Source organism: Methylobacterium iners (genome assembly GCF_022179305.1).
GTDB lineage: Bacteria > Pseudomonadota > Alphaproteobacteria > Rhizobiales > Beijerinckiaceae > Methylobacterium > Methylobacterium iners.
On record NZ_BPQP01000020.1, the window covers coordinates 90342 to 105658 of the forward strand.

The window sequence follows — 15317 nt, forward strand, 5'->3', positions numbered from 1 at the left end:
GTGGCGGATCAGATCTATCCGATCATCTTGTGTGGTGGGTCGGGCACGCGGCTGTGGCCTGCGTCGCGGGAGAGCATGCCCAAGCAGTTCACGGCGCTGGTGGATGCGAGAGGCTCAACCTTCCAGGCGACGGTGGAGCGGGTCACGGACGCCTCCACCTTCGCCCGTCCCACCGTGATCACGGCAGCGGACGCCCGCTTCATCGTCGCCGAGCAACTCGCCCAGGTCGGCGTCGGCGCCGACATCCTGCTCGAGCCCGAGCGGCGCGACTCGGCCGCCGCCGTGGCGGTCGCCGCCCTGCACGCGGCCGCTCGCGACCCCCAGGCCGTGGTCCTGATCCTGGCCGCCGACCACGTCATCGAGGACGCGCCCGCCTTCGCCGCCGCCGCACGCGCCGCCGCGATCGGCGCGCGGGCCGGTCAGATCATGACGCTGGGCATCGCGCCGACCAAGCCCGCCACCGATTACGGCTACATCCGGCGCGGGCCCGCCCTCGAGGGCGTGCCCGGCGCCTACGCCGTCGCGCGCTTCGTCGAGAAGCCGAATGCTGAGGGCGCTCACGACCTGATCGCCGAGGGCGCGCTGTGGAACGCCGGCTACTTCCTGTTTCGCGCCGACGTGATGCTCGCGGAGCTGCGCCGCCACGTCCCCGCGGTGCTCGACGCCGCTGAGGCCGCGCTGGAGCATGCCACGCGCGACCTCGACTTCGTGCGGCTCGACGCGGCTGCGTTCGGGCAGGCGCCCAAGACCTCGATCGACTACGCCGTCATGGAGCGGACCGAGCTCGCCGGCGTGCTGCCGGTCTCCTTCGCCTGGTCGGATGTCGGCACCTGGGACGCGGTCTGGGGCGTGCTGGGGCGAGACGCGCAGGGCAACGCCGTGCGCGGCCGGGTCGAGCTTGTGGAGACGACGAACAGCCTGGTGCACAGCGAGGGCGAGGGGCTGACCACGGTGGTGGGGCTGGACGACGTGGTGGTGGTGACCACGCCCGACGCGGTGCTGGTGGCCTCCAAGGCGCGCTCGGGCCAGGTCAAGGAGCTGGTGGCGCAGCTGCGCGCGGCCGGGCACCCGGAGGCGGACGCGCATCGGCGCATGTACCGCCCCTGGGGCTGGTACCAACGCATCGACCTCGGCGAGCGCTTCCAGGTCAAGCGCATCCAGGTCACGCCGGGCGGGCGCTTGTCGCTGCAGAAGCACTTCCACCGGGCCGAGCACTGGGTGGTGGTGCGGGGCACCGCCGAGGTGACGCTGGACGGTGCCGTGTCGCTGGTGCACGAGAACGAGGCGATCTACCTGCCGATCGGGTCGATGCACCGGCTCGCCAACCCGGGCCGGATCCCGCTCGAGCTGATCGAGGTCCAGGTCGGCTCCTACACCGGCGAGGACGACATCGTCCGAACCGAAGATATCTACGGACGCTAGGCGGACGGCGGGCGCGGCGCCTCAGACCATCGCGACGGGCCGCTCCGCGCGTCCGCGATAGGACAGGGCCTCGGCGAGGTGGAGGCGCCCGACCCGCTCCGTCCCGTCGAGATCGGCCAGCGTGCGTGCGACCCGCAGGGTGCGGTGGAAGCCGCGCGCCGAGAGCCGCATCGCCTCGGCCGCGTCGCGGATGAGCCGCGTGCCGTCGGCATCGGGTGCCGCGACCTCCTCGATCACGGTGGCCGGACAGGTCGCGTTGGTGATCACGCCCGTGAGGCCGCGGGCGGCGAAGCGCCGGGTCTGGATCTCGCGCGCCGCGGCCACCCGCGCCGCCGTCTCGGCCGACCCTTCCGTCGGCGGCGGCAGGATGAGGTCGGCCGCGGTCACCGCGCCGACCTCGATGCGCAGGTCGATCCGGTCGAGGAGCGGCCCTGAGATCCGGGCGCCGTACTGCGCCACGCAGCGCTCGTTCGGCCCGCGCCGGCAGGCATAGCCGGGTTCGAGCGCCTGGCCGCAGCGGCAGGGATTCATCGCGGCCACCAGCTGGAGCCGGGCCGGATAGGTGATCCGGTGGTTGACTGTTTTTTCGATTTCCCACCTTCGGTTCCTCAGGGGTAGTCCTACCGCGACGCTCTTCTGTCGTCCCTACATGTTCGGAGGTGATCCTACAGAACGCGGCCAGCCTCCTAGCTCAGTATTCACGGATGTTTTTTCATAAGTCAGAGTGACAACGCTCATTTTGCCGTCGACGTTAAAACGAAATGGAGGAGTCGAAATAATTAGCTTGTTATCTTTATACTCTGCATTTCTTACTTGAGAAGTTCCTGACCAAACTTCATTCCAAGACGTATCAATATTGTGTGTTACATTTTTACCATCGAATGAGAATGTTCCAGCATATGCGACTAAGCTTTTGTGCAATCCAATACGATCTTCATCAGTCATTTTATCATTCGATACCGGCTTCTTTCGCCCTTCATGAGCAATAACTACCATCACTCGGCCATCTGGACTGTAATTCAGCCAGCCGGTTGGTTTCGGACCACCATAAGCATTGATCACTTCGTTGGAATCCACGAGCAGTCGAGTGGCAGTTACAAGTCGCCAATTGCCGATCAAGTCCTTCGTCTCGATTGCGTAGGCCGAGGGTACCGCCATGCAGAACGCGATAAATGCTGCCAATACTCTCATATGGGCCTCCTCTGATTCGCAGGATGAATCTCAGAGGGGAATCTGAGCGCAGATCGCGGATTGTTGCCACTGAATTCTTCGCTAATGCCCACCGTCATTTGGCGAAAACTCTGCCAGCGCTTGTCATCCCGAGGATATTTGATTCGTCTCCTCCAAAGAGTTCGCTATGCTGACGAACACGACGATTAAGGCGACTTCATCGGGCCGTCCTCTGCTACAGTCGAGCAGCAATAAGAGGGACAGGCATGTCTTCAGACACCCGACTCCAAGTCGGCCATATGGACGAACAACGATTCCGGCTCTTGGTCCAGGCGGTCACGGATTACGCCATCTACATGCTCGATCCCACGGGCATCGTCACAAGCTGGAACCCAGGCGCTGAACGGTTCAAAGGCTACGTCGAGGCGGAAATTCTCGGACAGCACTTCTCGCGCTTCTACACCGAAGAGGATCGCGCCACAGGTGTTCCGGGCCGAGCGCTTGAGACAGCGGTGCGGGAGGGCAAGTACGAGGCAGAAGGTTGGCGAGTGCGCAAGGACGGCACTCGCTTCTGGGCCAGCGTCGTGATCGATGCGATCCGCAGCGAGACCGGCGAGCTTGTCGGTTTTGCCAAGATCACGCGGGACATCACCGAGCGCCAGAATGGGCAGCAGGCCCTGGAGAAGGCGCGCGCCTCTTTGTTCCAGGCGCAGAAGATGGAGGCGCTTGGGGGCTTGAGTTCCGGGATCGCGCACGACTTCAACAACCTGCTGACTGTCGTGCTCGGCAATCTCGATCTCCTGCGTCGCGCACCCGAGGAGCGTCGGCCGAGACTGATCGACAACGCAATGCGAGCCGTCGAGCAGGGGCGTAAGCTCACGCAGCAACTACTCGCCTTCGGCCGCCGCCACACCCTTCAGCCCGAGGTGGTGGACGTGAACCGGCTGATCCTTGGGATGGACGATATGCTGAAGCAGTCGCTGCGAGGCGACATCCATATCATGTTCGACCTTGCGGAAGGACTCTGGCCCGTCGAGGTCGATCCATCGCAGTTGCAAATCGCGCTCATTAACCTCGCAGTGAACGCGCGTGACGCCATGCCCAAAGGTGGGCAATTTCGCATTCGGACGGAGAACGTCACCGCACCCGTTGGCGACCATGCACAGTGCGTGGCGATTGCGGTGAGCGATACCGGACACGGCATGCCGCCAGACGTTCTCGCCCGCGCCTTCGAGCCATTCTTCAGCACGAAGGATGTGGGGAAAGGCACCGGGCTGGGTCTGCCGCAGGTCTACGCGTTCGCCCAGCAGTCGGATGGATCAGTGCGCGTGACGAGCGAGGTCGGTCACGGCACGACCTTCACGATCTCGCTGCCTCGCACGAGCGCGCAAGGCACCGAGGCTGCCGAGACTGGCCGCCAGCCCAGCGAGGTCGTGCATCCGCTTCATGTTCTACTGGTCGAGGACAACGCCGAGGTCGCGGAAGTCGCTGCCTCCATGATGGCCGAGCGCCGCCATACGGTCGTGAGTGCGGGCAACGCATCGGAGGCTCTTCACGTGCTCGACTCGGGAGAGCCGTTCGATCTGATCTTGTCCGATCTTGTGATGCCGGGGGGCATGAACGGGTACGATCTCGCCAAGCGCGTGCGGAGCCGTTGGCCTACGCTGCCTGTACTCCTGGCAACAGGCTATAGCGATCAGGCGGCGATTGCGTTGAAGGAAGGCTTCCCGCTGATCTCGAAGCCTTACGAGCCCGCAGCGCTCATGCTCGCTGTCGAGCGAACCGCTTTACCAGCGACCCGCTCTCCCTCGCAGGGCAATGTCGTCCCGCTCACTCGACCAGTTTCATGACCGAGTAGCTGGTTAAATTCAGAATGGGGCAATAAAGGCATAGGCTCGCCTTTAACATCAACCACTTACCGACATCCAATAGGTCTTCCGCGCCCTGGCTCTTTTTCGGATTTCCCACCTTCGCTCGCATCGAAAACTATGGCGGCGTACCCTCAAAACAATAGCCTCAGCCACTGGTTGTATTTGCGCGGTCGCTCAGCGCCGCCAAGCGCGGACCTTTCGTGTTTTGCGCAACTTAATTGCGCCCCAATCCTCGCGATACGATTTAACATATGCTGCGCTCGCGCGAATCGCTTCAGGCCGACACCACTCGGCACCTTCTACGGCAGTAAACGAAATGAGTATCGCTGGGCATCCCCCGCAGAGGTGTAGCACTGAAGCAACTTGGCTACAGGCGGACCGCCTCATGGCCCTGCGTGACTATAACATCCTCGACACCCCGCCTGAGCTTGCCTTCGACGATCTCGCCAAGCTTGCTGCTCAGGTTTGCGCTGCGCCTATAGCAGTCATCAACTTTGTCGAGAGCACCCGGCAATGGTTCAAAGATGAAGTAGGTCTGGGTCTTCGCGAGACGCCTATCGACCTCTCTATTTGTGCCCATGCATTGCTTCAGAAGGACCTGTTCGTCATCCCTGATACAACGCAGGATGAACGCTTCGCGTCCAATCCGCTCGTTACAGGCAAGCCGCATCTGCGCTTCTATGCAGGCGCACTTCTGGAGACCTCTGAAGGCCTGCCCCTCGGCACCGTCTGTGTCCTCGACCATCGACCCCGAGCAGAAGGTCTAACGGAGGCACAGGGTGAGGGGTTGCTCTCCCTAGCTAGACAGGTGATGGCGCAGCTTGAGCAGAAGCGGCTCGTTCGCCGCTTGGCGATGCGCGAGGCTGAACTTGCCGAGAGTGAGCAGAAATTCCGTGCCATCTCCGACAGCATCGACCAGATGGTCTGGTCAACCCGCCCGGATGGCTTCCACGACTTCTACAATCAACGCTGGTATGAGTTCACGGGGGTCCCGGAAGGCTCAACGGATGGCGAGGCGTGGAACGGCATGTTCCACCCTGACGATCAGGAGAAGGCTTGGAGCGTCTGGCGGCACTGCTTGGCCTCAGGTGAGCCTTACCACATCGAGTATCGTCTGCGGCATCGCTCCGGTGAGTACCGATGGGTACTTGGACGAGCCCAGCCCGTGCGCGATAGCCTTGGACATGTCACACGGTGGTACGGCACCTGTACAGACATCCATGATCTCAAATCAGCACAGGGTGCGCTGAGCGAAAGCGAAGCACGCTTCGACACTCTGATCGATGTCTCCCCATAAGCTGTCTGGTTCAGCGATGCCAGGGGCGCGATCACGTACTGCAATGCGTATTGGCACGATTACACCGGCTTGGAGCCGGGCGACACAAACGGGGATGGTTGGGTAGCGGTGGTCCACCCTGACCATCGCGAGCAGGTCCTTGCCGTCTGGAAGCATGCGGCGCAGCATGACGAGACATTTGAGTGCGAGATACCCTTTCGCCGTGCGTCTGATGGCGCTTATCGCTGGTTCATCTCACGCGCCCTGCCGATCAGGAGCGCAGAGGGTCGCGTTGAGCAGTGGGTGGGCATCGCTCTCGACATCCACGAACGCAAGCAAGCTGAAGAGGCAAGCGCACGTCTGGCGGCCATCGTATCCTCGTCAACCGATGCCATCATCAGTTTCGACCCAGAGGGTGGTCGTATCCAGACATGGAATGAAGGTGCCGAAACGCTGTTCGGCTACACGCGCGGCGAGGTCATAGGCGCTCCGGTCGATCTGCTCTTGCCGCAGGACGGACTGGCCGCGCTAGAGAACCAGACCGGGGTTTTCGATCTCGTCAAAGCAAATGGCAAAGCCGAAGTCGAGAGCGTCCGCCGCTCCAAGGACGGCCGCCTTCTGGATGTGTCGATCACGGCTACATGGATCACGGCTCCCGATGGGCGGGCACTCGGTGTAGCGGGCATCTTCCGGGACATAACCGCCCGCAAGCAGACAGAACGCGCCCTTGCCGCAGAACGCGCTCGACTGGATGCCATCTTCAAGACGGTGCCCGTAGGTATTGTCATTGCCGAGGCCCCTTCCGGTCGTATTCTGGATGGGAACCCGCAGGTGGAGACGATCTTCCGTCACCCGGTCCTGCCATCACCGGATATGGCAAGCTACAAGGAATGGGTCGCCTTCCACCCGGATGGTCGGCAGGTCGAGGGTCACGAGTACCCGCTGTCGCGTGCCTTGACCTCGGGCGAGGTCACAGCGGGGGATGAGTACCTGTATCAGCGGGGCGACGGCACGTATGCCTGGGTCAGGATTACCGGTGCTCCGATCCGAAATGCTGAAGGACAGATCACGGGCGGTTTGGTCGCCATCGTGGACATCGACAAGGAGAAGCGGGCGGAAGAGGCAGCACGTCAGGGCGAAGCGCGTTTCCGCAAGCTGATCGAGGCCAGCCCTATCGGTATTGCCATTGGCGATCTGGAAGGTGGCTACTCCTACGGCAACCCAGCGATTCAGCGCCTGCTTGGCTACAGCGCGGATGAGTTTGCGCAAGGAAAGGTTCCGTGGCGGGGCATGACTCCGCCCGAGTGGACAGGCAAGGACGATGAGGCGGTACACCAACTGACCACGCTTGGTGTCGCTGAGCAGTTCGAGAAGGAGTACATCGCCAAGGACGGCCGCCGTGTCCCGATCCTGATCGGGGCATCGATGGTGAAGCGCGTCGGGGCGAGCGGTGAGGATGCCGCTGCTTATGTCGTAGACCTGACGGCGCTGAAGCAGGCCGAGGCCGACTTGCGTGACCGCGAAGCTCTACTGTCAGGCATCTTCCAGTCTGCGGGCTTGTACACAGGCGTTGTCGAACTGCTGGGCGACGATGTGCTCTATGTCATGGCCAACGCGCGCAACGCTGGACTCTTCGGACGTAGCGTGACTGAGATGCAAGGTACGCGCCTCAGCGAACTCGGCACGAACCCTGAGGCTGTCGCGCATTGGCTTGGTTTCATGCGCGAGTGCTACGCCAAACCCGAGCCCACTGTCTTAGAGTATCCATTTGAGAGAGACGGAGTGGTCCACCACTATCTTGGCACCTATACCCCGTTGCCACGAGGATCATCTAACCGGCCACGACTTGCATTGGTGTCATTGGACATCAGCGAGCGTAAGCGGTTGGAGGAGCAACAGGTGCTCGTCACACGCGAACTCCACCACCGGGTCAAGAACACCCTCGCCATTGTGCAGGCGCTGGTTTCGTCCACCGCACGCTACGCGACCACTATCGCTGAGTTTCAGCAGTCCGTGATGGACCGGATCGCTTCTCTGGCAAAAACTCACACGCTACTAATTGACGATCAGTGGGGAGGGGCTGCGCTCAGGGACATCCTCCTGGCAGAGTTGTCACCTTACGACGACGAGATCGGACACAGGGTGAGGCTTGAGGGGCCTGACCTTCACCTGCCCTCCGAAGCGGCATTGGCAATCAGCATGGCTGCGCATGAACTCACCACCAACGCGGCCAAGTACGGGGCTTTCTCGTTGCCGACCGGTCATGTCCATGTGGCTTGGACGCTAGACCGGGCCACCAGCGGAGAGCGGTTGCTGACGCTGATTTGGGAGGAGCACGACGGTCCGCTTGTGCAAGAACCGACGCGGAAGGGGTTTGGTTCGGTGCTGTTGCAGCGAGTGCTTGGTCGGCAATTGGGTGGACAGGTCGAGGTGACCTATGCGGAGGAAGGCGTTCGTGTGCGCCTAACAGCCTTGATGCCGCAAACACATTGAAGAAGGTAGCTCGGCCGGACGTTCGTTTATTGGTCTGACCAACTACCCCGAGGCTTCCCATCTGCGATGGTCATCCTATCGGCGTCGCTGGCCTGCTCTGATCCTCGCGTACGCTTCGGCTCCTCGCAGTCCGACGCTCGCCGATGACTTCGGACCTAACGCCATCACTGGCCACTTGGGCCGATTCCCTGGCTCATCGTGGGTGCGAACCTGCTCTTCCCTCCTGAGGCCCGATCATCAGGATGGATCGTCTCGGGGCAGACGTATGCCGGGATCGTCGTAGGGACGTTCAAAAGGACGTTGCAGGTGCGGGGAGGTGCTCCCGGCCTCACAACGCAGTCGATGAATTCATATTCAAGATCAAAGACTTGTTACGCCTCAGTAGGTCTTTCTCGGATTGGCCCGGGCGATCATGACCTCGCCCGTTTCCATCGGCTGGCGCAGGGAATCGAGCACCTGGGCTGAGAATTCCGGCAGCTCGTCGAGGAAGAGCACGCCGCCATGGGCCAGTGAGGCCTCGCCCGGCCGCGCATTGATGCCGCCGCCGACGAGGGCGGCCATCGAGGCGGAATGGTGCGGCTGGCGGAAGGGTCGCCGGTTCGAGAGCGCCCCCTCCTTGAGCTCGCCCGCCACCGACTGGATCATCGAGACCTCGAGGAGCTCGCGCGGGCTCAAGGGTGGCAGGATCGACGGGAGGCGGGCCGCCAGCATCGATTTGCCGGCACCGGGCGGGCCGTTGAAGAGGAGATTGTGACCGCCGGCCGCCGCGATCTCGAGGGCGCGCTTGGCGCCCTCCTGACCCTTGATGTCGCGCAGGTCCGGCAGGGGACCGGTAGCGGCCGCGACGGCGGGCTCGGGCCGGGCCATGACCTGGCTGCCCTTGAAGTGATTGGCGAGTTGGATGAGCGAGCGGGGCGCGAGCACGTCCATGTCGCCGCCCGCCCAGGCCGCCTCCGGCCCCGTCGCGGCGGGGCAGATCAGGCCGAGGCCCCGGGCGTTGGCTGCCATCGCGGCCGGCAGCACGCCGGCGACGGGCGTGATGGTGCCGTCGAGGGCGAGTTCGCCGAGCACGCAATAGCCGGCGAGCGCGTCGGCCGGCAGCGCCCCGATCGCCCCCATCACCGCGAGCGCGATAGGAAGGTCGTAATGCGAGCCTTCCTTGGGCAGGTCGGCCGGCGCCAGGTTCACGGTGATGCGCTTGGCCGGCAGGGCCAGCCCGGAGGCGATCAGGGCCGCGCGGACCCGCTCGCGCGACTCCGCCACCGCCTTGTCCGGCAGCCCGACCAGCATGAAGGCGACGGCGCCCGGCGCGATCTGCACCTGGACGTCGACGGCGCGCGCCTCGATCCCCTCGAAGGCGACGGTGTTCTTTGATTAAGTGTTAGTTATCAATATCTTAGGTGGATAATGAGTTACTGCGGAAGCGAAGCGGAAGCGCTAGCTGCGACACTTCCGTGTGGCTCAATCGCCATTACCGTCCATCTCGAGAGTAACCGAGTTGCCCGCGCTGTCGGTGCCTTCGATCTCAACGCTCCGACCGCGTTGGCGTATGCTGTCTACGTCGATGCTTCGGTAGGCCCCAGCCCCGTAGTCAAAGAACTCGACTTCGCGACCCCGCCGAACAGTCTGGCCCTTTTCGATCTCGACCGTATTGCCCGTCGAACCGTCGGTGCCATCCCAGGCCGCTGCCGGCCATGTGAGAAGCGCTAATGCGAGTGTGGAAGCAATGCGGGTCATCTGGGCAAGCTATCGGCTGCAGAGCCGCCGCGCCAGATCTCATGAATTGAACACCTCAAGTTTTCCTGAGTGTTCAGTGAAAATGCTACCTCCGATACCTGCGACAAGTTTGCTGAAGATAAAATTGAGCAGGGTACTTGATCTTGGATGGCGCCGCGCTGACTGCTTTAGACAGTCAGCAAAGGAAGGCCTAGATGACAGACACTATCGAAACGCAACCCGTTGAGCAGGATGACACGGTCGAGCTAACAACTCAGATCGTCGCTGCTTACGTCTCCAACAACTCGGTCCCTGCCTCAGGTCTGGCCGACCTCATCGTGTCCGTTCACTCAGGGTTGCTCGGCCTCGGCAAGCCGAGCGCGCCTGCTCAGGAGCCCGTGACGAAGGCCACCCCAGCGCAGATCAAGAAGTCGATCAGCGATGAGGGGCTGATCAGCTTCGAGGATGGCAAGTCCTACAAGTCGCTGAAGCGCCATCTCACGGGGCGAGGTCTCACGCCGCACGACTATCGGATCAAGTATGGTTTGCCGAACGACTACCCTATGTCAGCTCCCGGCTACTCGGCGCGACGCTCCGAGCTCGCTCGCAGCATTGGGCTTGGTCGTGCGCGTCAGGAGGCTGCGCCGAAGAGTGCTGACGTGGCTGAGACTGTGACTGACGCGCCCAAGGCACGCGGCGGTCGGCGCACAACCAATGTTGCTAGCCCTTCGGCTTCAGCACCGAAGAAGCGCGGTCGAGCGAGCAAGGCTGTTGCTGCCGAGTGAGGTTGTCGGGTCAGGCTTCCTGCCTGACCCGCACTCGAAATCGAGTGTGCGCAACCGCATCCTGTTCCAGCGGACGCACTATCGGCGCGACGTGCCGGGTGTGCCTGAGGGCATCCCAATCTGAGCGTTCAGGAGCAGGGGCTGCTTCGCGCCTTCACTTCGTGCTCATAAACCCACGTTAGTTTCGCCCGGCTATGCTGCCGGACAACCTTCCTCTACCCCATGCCGCCCGCTCCCTCCTTGCCGAGGCGATCAGCGCGCTGCGCATCGCCGGCCGGATCGTCCAGAAGCTCGCGGATCCTGCCGACACCTACAGCATCGACGGTGGGCCGCCAGTGACCTTCGGCGGTGTCGTGGCACTGGCTTGGGATACGGGGCTGATGGGCAGGTTGCAGGGGATGCAGTAGCGATGGCCGAGAAGTCCGGGGCGACCTTCGGCGAGCTCTACAAGGCGAAGAGCATCACTGACGCCGACCTCGATGCAGCGATCGATGCCAACTTTGCGGACCCCACGACCCCCTGGTCTTGATAGGAGAAGGCAACGGTGTCGATGTCGTAGCAACCGTCACTGCCAGCCTGTTCGCGAGCGAGATGGCAGCCGAGCCGGAGAGAAAGCTTGCCTCGCGCCGCGCTGCCGTGCGTTCGGCGATCCTGCTGGCCCGGCCGGTGAAGTGATGAGCTTTTCCTAGGCACTGTTGACGAAGTGTCTGATCCAGAGGTGGATGGCAGCTTCATTACGTGCAGCATCACGCCGCCTGAACGACCCTCAGAGGCAAACCCTAGCGAACCCTCGCGCACGAAGCGGATCAACCCGCAACGGCGGGACAGGTCGTGGCTTTTGCTTGAGAGTTGGGCCAATGATCCTGCCGAGACTGTTCATACCGAAAGCTTTGCCGTGCTCGTGATAGGAGATAAGCCTTTCTTAATGGTCGATTAACGGCTATCTTCTGTGGCGCCGATAATGCGGCCGGCTCGATGCAGCAGATATGGGGTAATTGCCATGATTTTGAATCTGCTAGACGACAGTAAGCCATTAAATCTAGATAATTTGGTGCTTATTGATGGAAGTGAGCCATACACACAAGATGCATTTCCAGAAGACGGATTGATACGTTTTGATTTGCCGGATTATAGTGTTCTTTATAGAGAGGTTAGAACTTACTTTCAGTATGACGAGCTTCTAGGTAAGACTCTCGAGGAGATCAGCACACTACGTAACGTCATTTTCGAGAATAGAGTATTTGGTTTTGCGCAAGATGGATTTACAGTCAAGGGATCCGACCTCTTCGACTACGTGTTCGGAAGTGCTGGTGACGACGTGTTCTACGACAAGGGTCCGGATCGCTTCCGGGGCGGTGCAGGCGATGACACGTACTACGTTACCAACGCCAACACCGATGTGAGCGAAGGCTTGATCATTATACCCGGGCCTAACGATCCTGATGGTCCTTTTGTGAATTTTGATCGAGACGCTGGCGGAATTGATGTTGTAATTTCTTCAGTTGCTTACACGTTGCCCGATTATATTGAGAATCTTACGCTCGTCGGACCTGTACTTGGAACTGGCAATGAACTTGCCAACGTCATTACCGGCGATAGCACAAGCAATAACCTGCGAGGCGAGGCCGGAAATGATCGTCTGATCGGTGGAGGCGGAAATGATAAGGTAGATGGTGGGTCCGGTGTTGACACTTTCGTCTTAAGTGGTTCACGTGCTGACTATGTCTTTACCCGTCAACCCGGAACGTCGGTAGCAGAGGCTGCTGTTTCTGTCGCTCATACGACGACGGGGCTATCAGATGGCGTCGATCAGCTCAGAAACATTGAGGTGATTGAGTTTGCAGGAGGAAATCTAGCTCCTGCTGGGTCCATCCAAGGTACTGGTGCCAATAATCTCTTTATTGGAACAGCCGGAGCAGACTCATTTTTCTTTGACACTGCACTTGGCATTCCGGCTGGTGCCGATGTCATCCGTGGGTTCGGTATTGGAGATCGAATTATTACAACCTCGCTCATAAGCGATCCCAATGGAGACGGGCGGATCAGAGCTGACAGTAGTGATCGATTTGTGTTGCCGACCTTTGAGGGTGAGACGGATGCTGGACCTACGAGCAGCCTGAAGGTCTTCTCAAATACCGGTGTCTTCTCGCATCTTCAGCTTGTAGACGAACAGACAGAGCAAGGCGTGACCTTCTACAGCTATGCTACACTGAACGATTTGCAATCCTCCTCAGGTCTTCTTTTCTAAGAGTGTGCCCAACATTTCAAGCACTTGAAGTGAATTGGAATGTCGATTAGGCTATGTTGACGTAGTGTCTAAGCGAGAGGCGGATGGCGGTGAGTTGGACGAAGCCGAGGAAGCTCGACGCGGTCTTGTTGTAGCGCGTCGCGACGCGTCGTGCGCTCTTGAGCTGACCGATGCCGCGTTCGATCCTGTTTCGTAGCCCGTAGATGAAGCCGTCCACCGGGAATCCTGCTGGCCCAGCTGGTGAAGGAGTAAACAACAGCCACCCTCATCCTCTCGCGAACTTGTCACGAGCGCCACGCGCCACGTGCCAGCGCATGTTGAAGCGGACCACGCCCCAGAGATCGACCTCGGCGTACTCCTCGACGGCGTAGGCCGGCATCGTGCGGTTTGCGAAGGCGAGCTTCAGCCGGTTGCCGTCCAGCACCAGCCGCTTGAGGCTGAACTGACCATCGACACACCACCAAGAAGCTCCCAGGCCTGGTCTTGAGGCTGTGGTCGACCAGCATGACGTCGCGATCGTGGATGCCGACGTCGATCATCGATTCGCCGGAGACGTTCAGCAGGAACGAGGCCGGCGGGTTCGGCGCGAGCCAGCGCGGTAGATCAAGCGCGCCTTCCAGGAAGTCATCGGCCGGTGACGGAAAGTCGGCGCAGACCGCATGACCAACGATCGGGATGCGGACGAGACCGCCGCTGTCCACGACCAATTCCCTGACCTGATGGATGCCCATGACATCTCCCTCTTATAGAACGGAGAGAGAGAGAGAGAGAGAGAGAGAGAGAGAGAACAGACTGTAAGCCGCGCTCCGGTCAACGATGCGCCTGGCTCTGGATTTCCGACCATGTGAAGAGTTGTGGATGGCCAGAGCACGGCACCGGTTTCGAGGAGGGGCGCCGGACGTCGAGCAGGGGCCCGTCCGGGGCCGACACCTCGAGGCGTTGCGCGCCTGCGCCCTTCACCCGCTCGGCCTGCGCCGCGGCGCCTATCCGTCTGCGATGCCGGTGCTGGTCGCGCGCGGCCTCGTTGAAGAAGGGCCGGCGCGCTGAAAGTGGCATCGGCCGGGAGAGACCGCATGGTTCCTGTCGGAGGCCGGGTGTGCTCTGGCGCGAGAGCAGACGGCTGAGAAGGATCAGCGGTGGGCTACAGCCGTCCACGTCGGTGAGAAGTGCGCTCTGATATTCCGATTTGGGGCTCGCCGAATTGGTGGAGCGGAGCTGCGCAAAACGAACCAAGCTGCAAGGGCGACTGTAGCTAAACTCCCACCGAGTGGAGCAGCAACCGCCGCCTGTAGCACTCCATTCGGCCACATCAGCGCAGCGCTACCAAGTGCGCCTAGGAACGTGACAGGTAGGTAGGCGATGATCATGCTCCGGCCCTTCGGCTTGTGCTGATCGACTACCAACGCGTAGCAATCCTCCCAGTTGCGGCCAAGCCTCAGGCTGCTACCAGAAATTTTCCAAGATGACGATGGCGAAGGCAGCTTGAGACCTTCCCACCGCATCTGCTCAGTGTGTTGGATTGCACGGAACCCTGTGCTGGCGTTTGGTATTCCTGCCCGGCATCACAGTGGAGGCACTCGTCATGCAGCGCGACGAAGCCGTCCAAGTTCACGGTGACATGGAACATGTCCCACGTCCCAAGCGCGATCTTGTTACACCACTCGTGCTCCTGAGCGGCGGCATTCTCACGGCAGCATGGTGTGGGCTGCTAGTCTGGGGTGTCGTGAGCCTAGTCAGCTACCTGTTTGGCTAGCTGGATTCGTCCGTTGGAGCCTCGGGCGCGCGATGCACCAGCTCGAGAACGAGGGCAAAACATGCCAAATAGGCGATGCCGACGAGCATCAGACCCTCACGTGAGAAGCGTTTCCACCCCACGCTCCGGTGGGATTACCTAAGTAGTTTCACATAGGATAATCGAGGGCAATTGGATTGTGAGCCGCCTCATAGTTGAGGCGGATCAACTCCGCGCGATGACATGCCTGGGCGACAAAAGAGCAAAAAGCCCGCCGCGGCGCGAGCCGGGCGGTCTTAGACATCACGCCGTTGCCGGGACGCGCGGCATCACCGGCAGCCTAATCAGCGTGACCCTGCTGGTGTCCTTGATAGACAAGAGCCAGCCTTCCTCATTCCTAGGAAGCACGCCAATCTTGCGCATCTTTTCGAGCACCGCTGTAGCTTCGTTGATCGCCTCATAGCGGTCGCGGGCCTCGACGCCCTTGTAGTCTCGAATGGTCTGAAGACCCTTCTCAAGATCGAAATAGAAGCGCTGCGACACCCGTGGCTCCCCAGGGCATATCGGCTAATATCTGACAGCCTCTAAGTAGTCGCAGATGCGG

12 protein-coding genes and 5 pseudogenes are annotated in these 15317 nt (G+C 61.1%); 9 read left to right on the top strand and 8 right to left on the bottom strand.

Translation table 11 applies throughout. The annotated features are described in order from the left end of the window. On the top strand, positions 1-1422 hold the full coding sequence (locus MFF55_RS07385) for a mannose-1-phosphate guanylyltransferase/mannose-6-phosphate isomerase (RefSeq protein ID WP_238243439.1): 1422 nt from the start codon (positions 1-3) through the stop codon (positions 1420-1422). A 21-nt stretch (positions 1423-1443) separates the two neighbouring features. Here the strand turns inward: MFF55_RS07385 and MFF55_RS07390 are convergent. Next, positions 1444-2037, bottom strand: a pseudogene (locus MFF55_RS07390) (magnesium chelatase subunit ChlI family protein); the annotation flags it as partial. Positions 2038-2067: 30 nt separating this feature from the next. Continuing rightward, positions 2068-2613, bottom strand: coding sequence for a lipocalin-like domain-containing protein (locus MFF55_RS07395; RefSeq protein WP_238243440.1), 546 nt, complete (start codon positions 2611-2613; stop codon positions 2068-2070). A gap of 245 nt (positions 2614-2858) precedes the next feature. Between MFF55_RS07395 and MFF55_RS07400 the strand changes: the two genes are divergently transcribed. The 4 genes and pseudogenes from MFF55_RS07400 to MFF55_RS26750 all read left to right on the top strand — a co-directional run bounded on the left by MFF55_RS07400 (position 2859) and on the right by MFF55_RS26750 (position 8232). Then, a complete protein-coding gene (locus MFF55_RS07400) occupies positions 2859-4442 on the top strand; it encodes a PAS domain-containing hybrid sensor histidine kinase/response regulator family protein (protein ID WP_238243441.1) in 1584 nt (527 codons plus the stop codon). Between the two features lie 406 nt (positions 4443-4848). After that, positions 4849-5760 (top strand): GAF and PAS domain-containing protein, encoded by a 912-nt coding sequence (locus MFF55_RS07405; RefSeq protein WP_238243442.1) that lies wholly within the window; start codon positions 4849-4851, stop codon positions 5758-5760. A gap of 12 nt (positions 5761-5772) precedes the next feature. After that, positions 5773-7239, top strand: a pseudogene (locus MFF55_RS26745) (PAS domain-containing protein); the annotation flags it as partial. Between the two features lie 219 nt (positions 7240-7458). Beyond that, complete coding sequence (locus tag MFF55_RS26750) at positions 7459-8232, top strand: sensor histidine kinase (RefSeq protein WP_283206709.1); 774 nt, start codon at positions 7459-7461, stop codon at positions 8230-8232. Positions 8233-8613: 381 nt separating this feature from the next. Here the strand turns inward: MFF55_RS26750 and MFF55_RS07415 are convergent. Together MFF55_RS07415 and MFF55_RS07420 are read right to left on the bottom strand one after the other, a co-directional pair. Beyond that, positions 8614-9579, bottom strand: a pseudogene (locus MFF55_RS07415) (YifB family Mg chelatase-like AAA ATPase); the annotation flags it as partial. Between the two features lie 114 nt (positions 9580-9693). Continuing rightward, entirely contained in the window at positions 9694-9969 is a 276-nt protein-coding gene (locus tag MFF55_RS07420; RefSeq protein ID WP_238243443.1) for a DUF5334 family protein, read from the bottom strand. Positions 9970-10163: 194 nt separating this feature from the next. On the opposite strand from MFF55_RS07420, the gene MFF55_RS07425 reads away from it, so the two are divergent. The 3 genes from MFF55_RS07425 to MFF55_RS07435 all read left to right on the top strand — a co-directional run bounded on the left by MFF55_RS07425 (position 10164) and on the right by MFF55_RS07435 (position 12981). Continuing rightward, positions 10164-10733: a Ros/MucR family transcriptional regulator gene (locus MFF55_RS07425; protein WP_238243444.1), complete on the top strand. Its 570-nt coding sequence runs from the start codon at positions 10164-10166 to the stop codon at positions 10731-10733. A gap of 194 nt (positions 10734-10927) precedes the next feature. Further along, a complete protein-coding gene (locus tag MFF55_RS07430) occupies positions 10928-11140 on the top strand; it encodes a hypothetical protein (protein ID WP_238243445.1) in 213 nt (70 codons plus the stop codon). A gap of 593 nt (positions 11141-11733) precedes the next feature. After that, positions 11734-12981 carry a calcium-binding protein gene (locus MFF55_RS07435; protein ID WP_238243446.1) on the top strand — a complete coding sequence of 416 codons (1248 nt, stop codon included), beginning with the start codon at positions 11734-11736 and terminating at the stop codon, positions 12979-12981. Positions 12982-13027: 46 nt separating this feature from the next. Here MFF55_RS07435 and MFF55_RS07440 read toward each other — a convergent pair. From MFF55_RS07440 to MFF55_RS27100, 3 genes and pseudogenes are all read right to left on the bottom strand, one after another. Further along, positions 13028-13198 (bottom strand): annotated as a pseudogene (locus MFF55_RS07440) (transposase); the annotation flags it as partial. Between the two features lie 48 nt (positions 13199-13246). Beyond that, positions 13247-13405, bottom strand: a complete 159-nt coding sequence (locus MFF55_RS27095) for a hypothetical protein (protein WP_373874746.1) — start codon at positions 13403-13405, stop codon at positions 13247-13249. Positions 13406-13484: 79 nt separating this feature from the next. Continuing rightward, positions 13485-13712 (bottom strand): annotated as a pseudogene (locus MFF55_RS27100) (LexA family protein); the annotation flags it as partial. A 127-nt stretch (positions 13713-13839) separates the two neighbouring features. Between MFF55_RS27100 and MFF55_RS07450 the strand changes: the two are divergent. Further along, positions 13840-14028 carry a hypothetical protein gene (locus tag MFF55_RS07450; protein ID WP_238243447.1) on the top strand — a complete coding sequence of 63 codons (189 nt, stop codon included), beginning with the start codon at positions 13840-13842 and terminating at the stop codon, positions 14026-14028. Positions 14029-15016: 988 nt separating this feature from the next. On the opposite strand, the gene MFF55_RS07455 is transcribed toward MFF55_RS07450, so the two are convergent. Next, on the bottom strand, positions 15017-15256 hold the full coding sequence (locus MFF55_RS07455; RefSeq protein WP_238243448.1) for a DUF6894 family protein: 240 nt from the start codon (positions 15254-15256) through the stop codon (positions 15017-15019). Positions 15257-15317: the final 61 nt, after the last annotated feature.

Bases quoted from the DNA above. Each gene is read 5' to 3' on its own strand.
- MFF55_RS07395 (WP_238243440.1), bottom strand. From the start codon at position 2,613: ATGAGAGTATTGGCAGCATTTATCGCGTTCTGCATGGCGGTACCCTCG.
- MFF55_RS07430 (WP_238243445.1), top strand. From the start codon at position 10,928: ATGCTGCCGGACAACCTTCCTCTACCCCATGCCGCCCGCTCCCTCCTT.
- MFF55_RS26750 (WP_283206709.1), top strand. From the start codon at position 7,459: ATGCGCGAGTGCTACGCCAAACCCGAGCCCACTGTCTTAGAGTATCCA.
- MFF55_RS07450 (WP_238243447.1), top strand. From the start codon at position 13,840: ATGGCCAGAGCACGGCACCGGTTTCGAGGAGGGGCGCCGGACGTCGAG.
- MFF55_RS07425 (WP_238243444.1), top strand. From the start codon at position 10,164: ATGACAGACACTATCGAAACGCAACCCGTTGAGCAGGATGACACGGTC.
- MFF55_RS07420 (WP_238243443.1), bottom strand. From the start codon at position 9,969: ATGACCCGCATTGCTTCCACACTCGCATTAGCGCTTCTCACATGGCCG.
- MFF55_RS07400 (WP_238243441.1), top strand. From the start codon at position 2,859: ATGTCTTCAGACACCCGACTCCAAGTCGGCCATATGGACGAACAACGA.
- MFF55_RS07435 (WP_238243446.1), top strand. From the start codon at position 11,734: ATGATTTTGAATCTGCTAGACGACAGTAAGCCATTAAATCTAGATAAT.
- MFF55_RS07405 (WP_238243442.1), top strand. From the start codon at position 4,849: ATGGCCCTGCGTGACTATAACATCCTCGACACCCCGCCTGAGCTTGCC.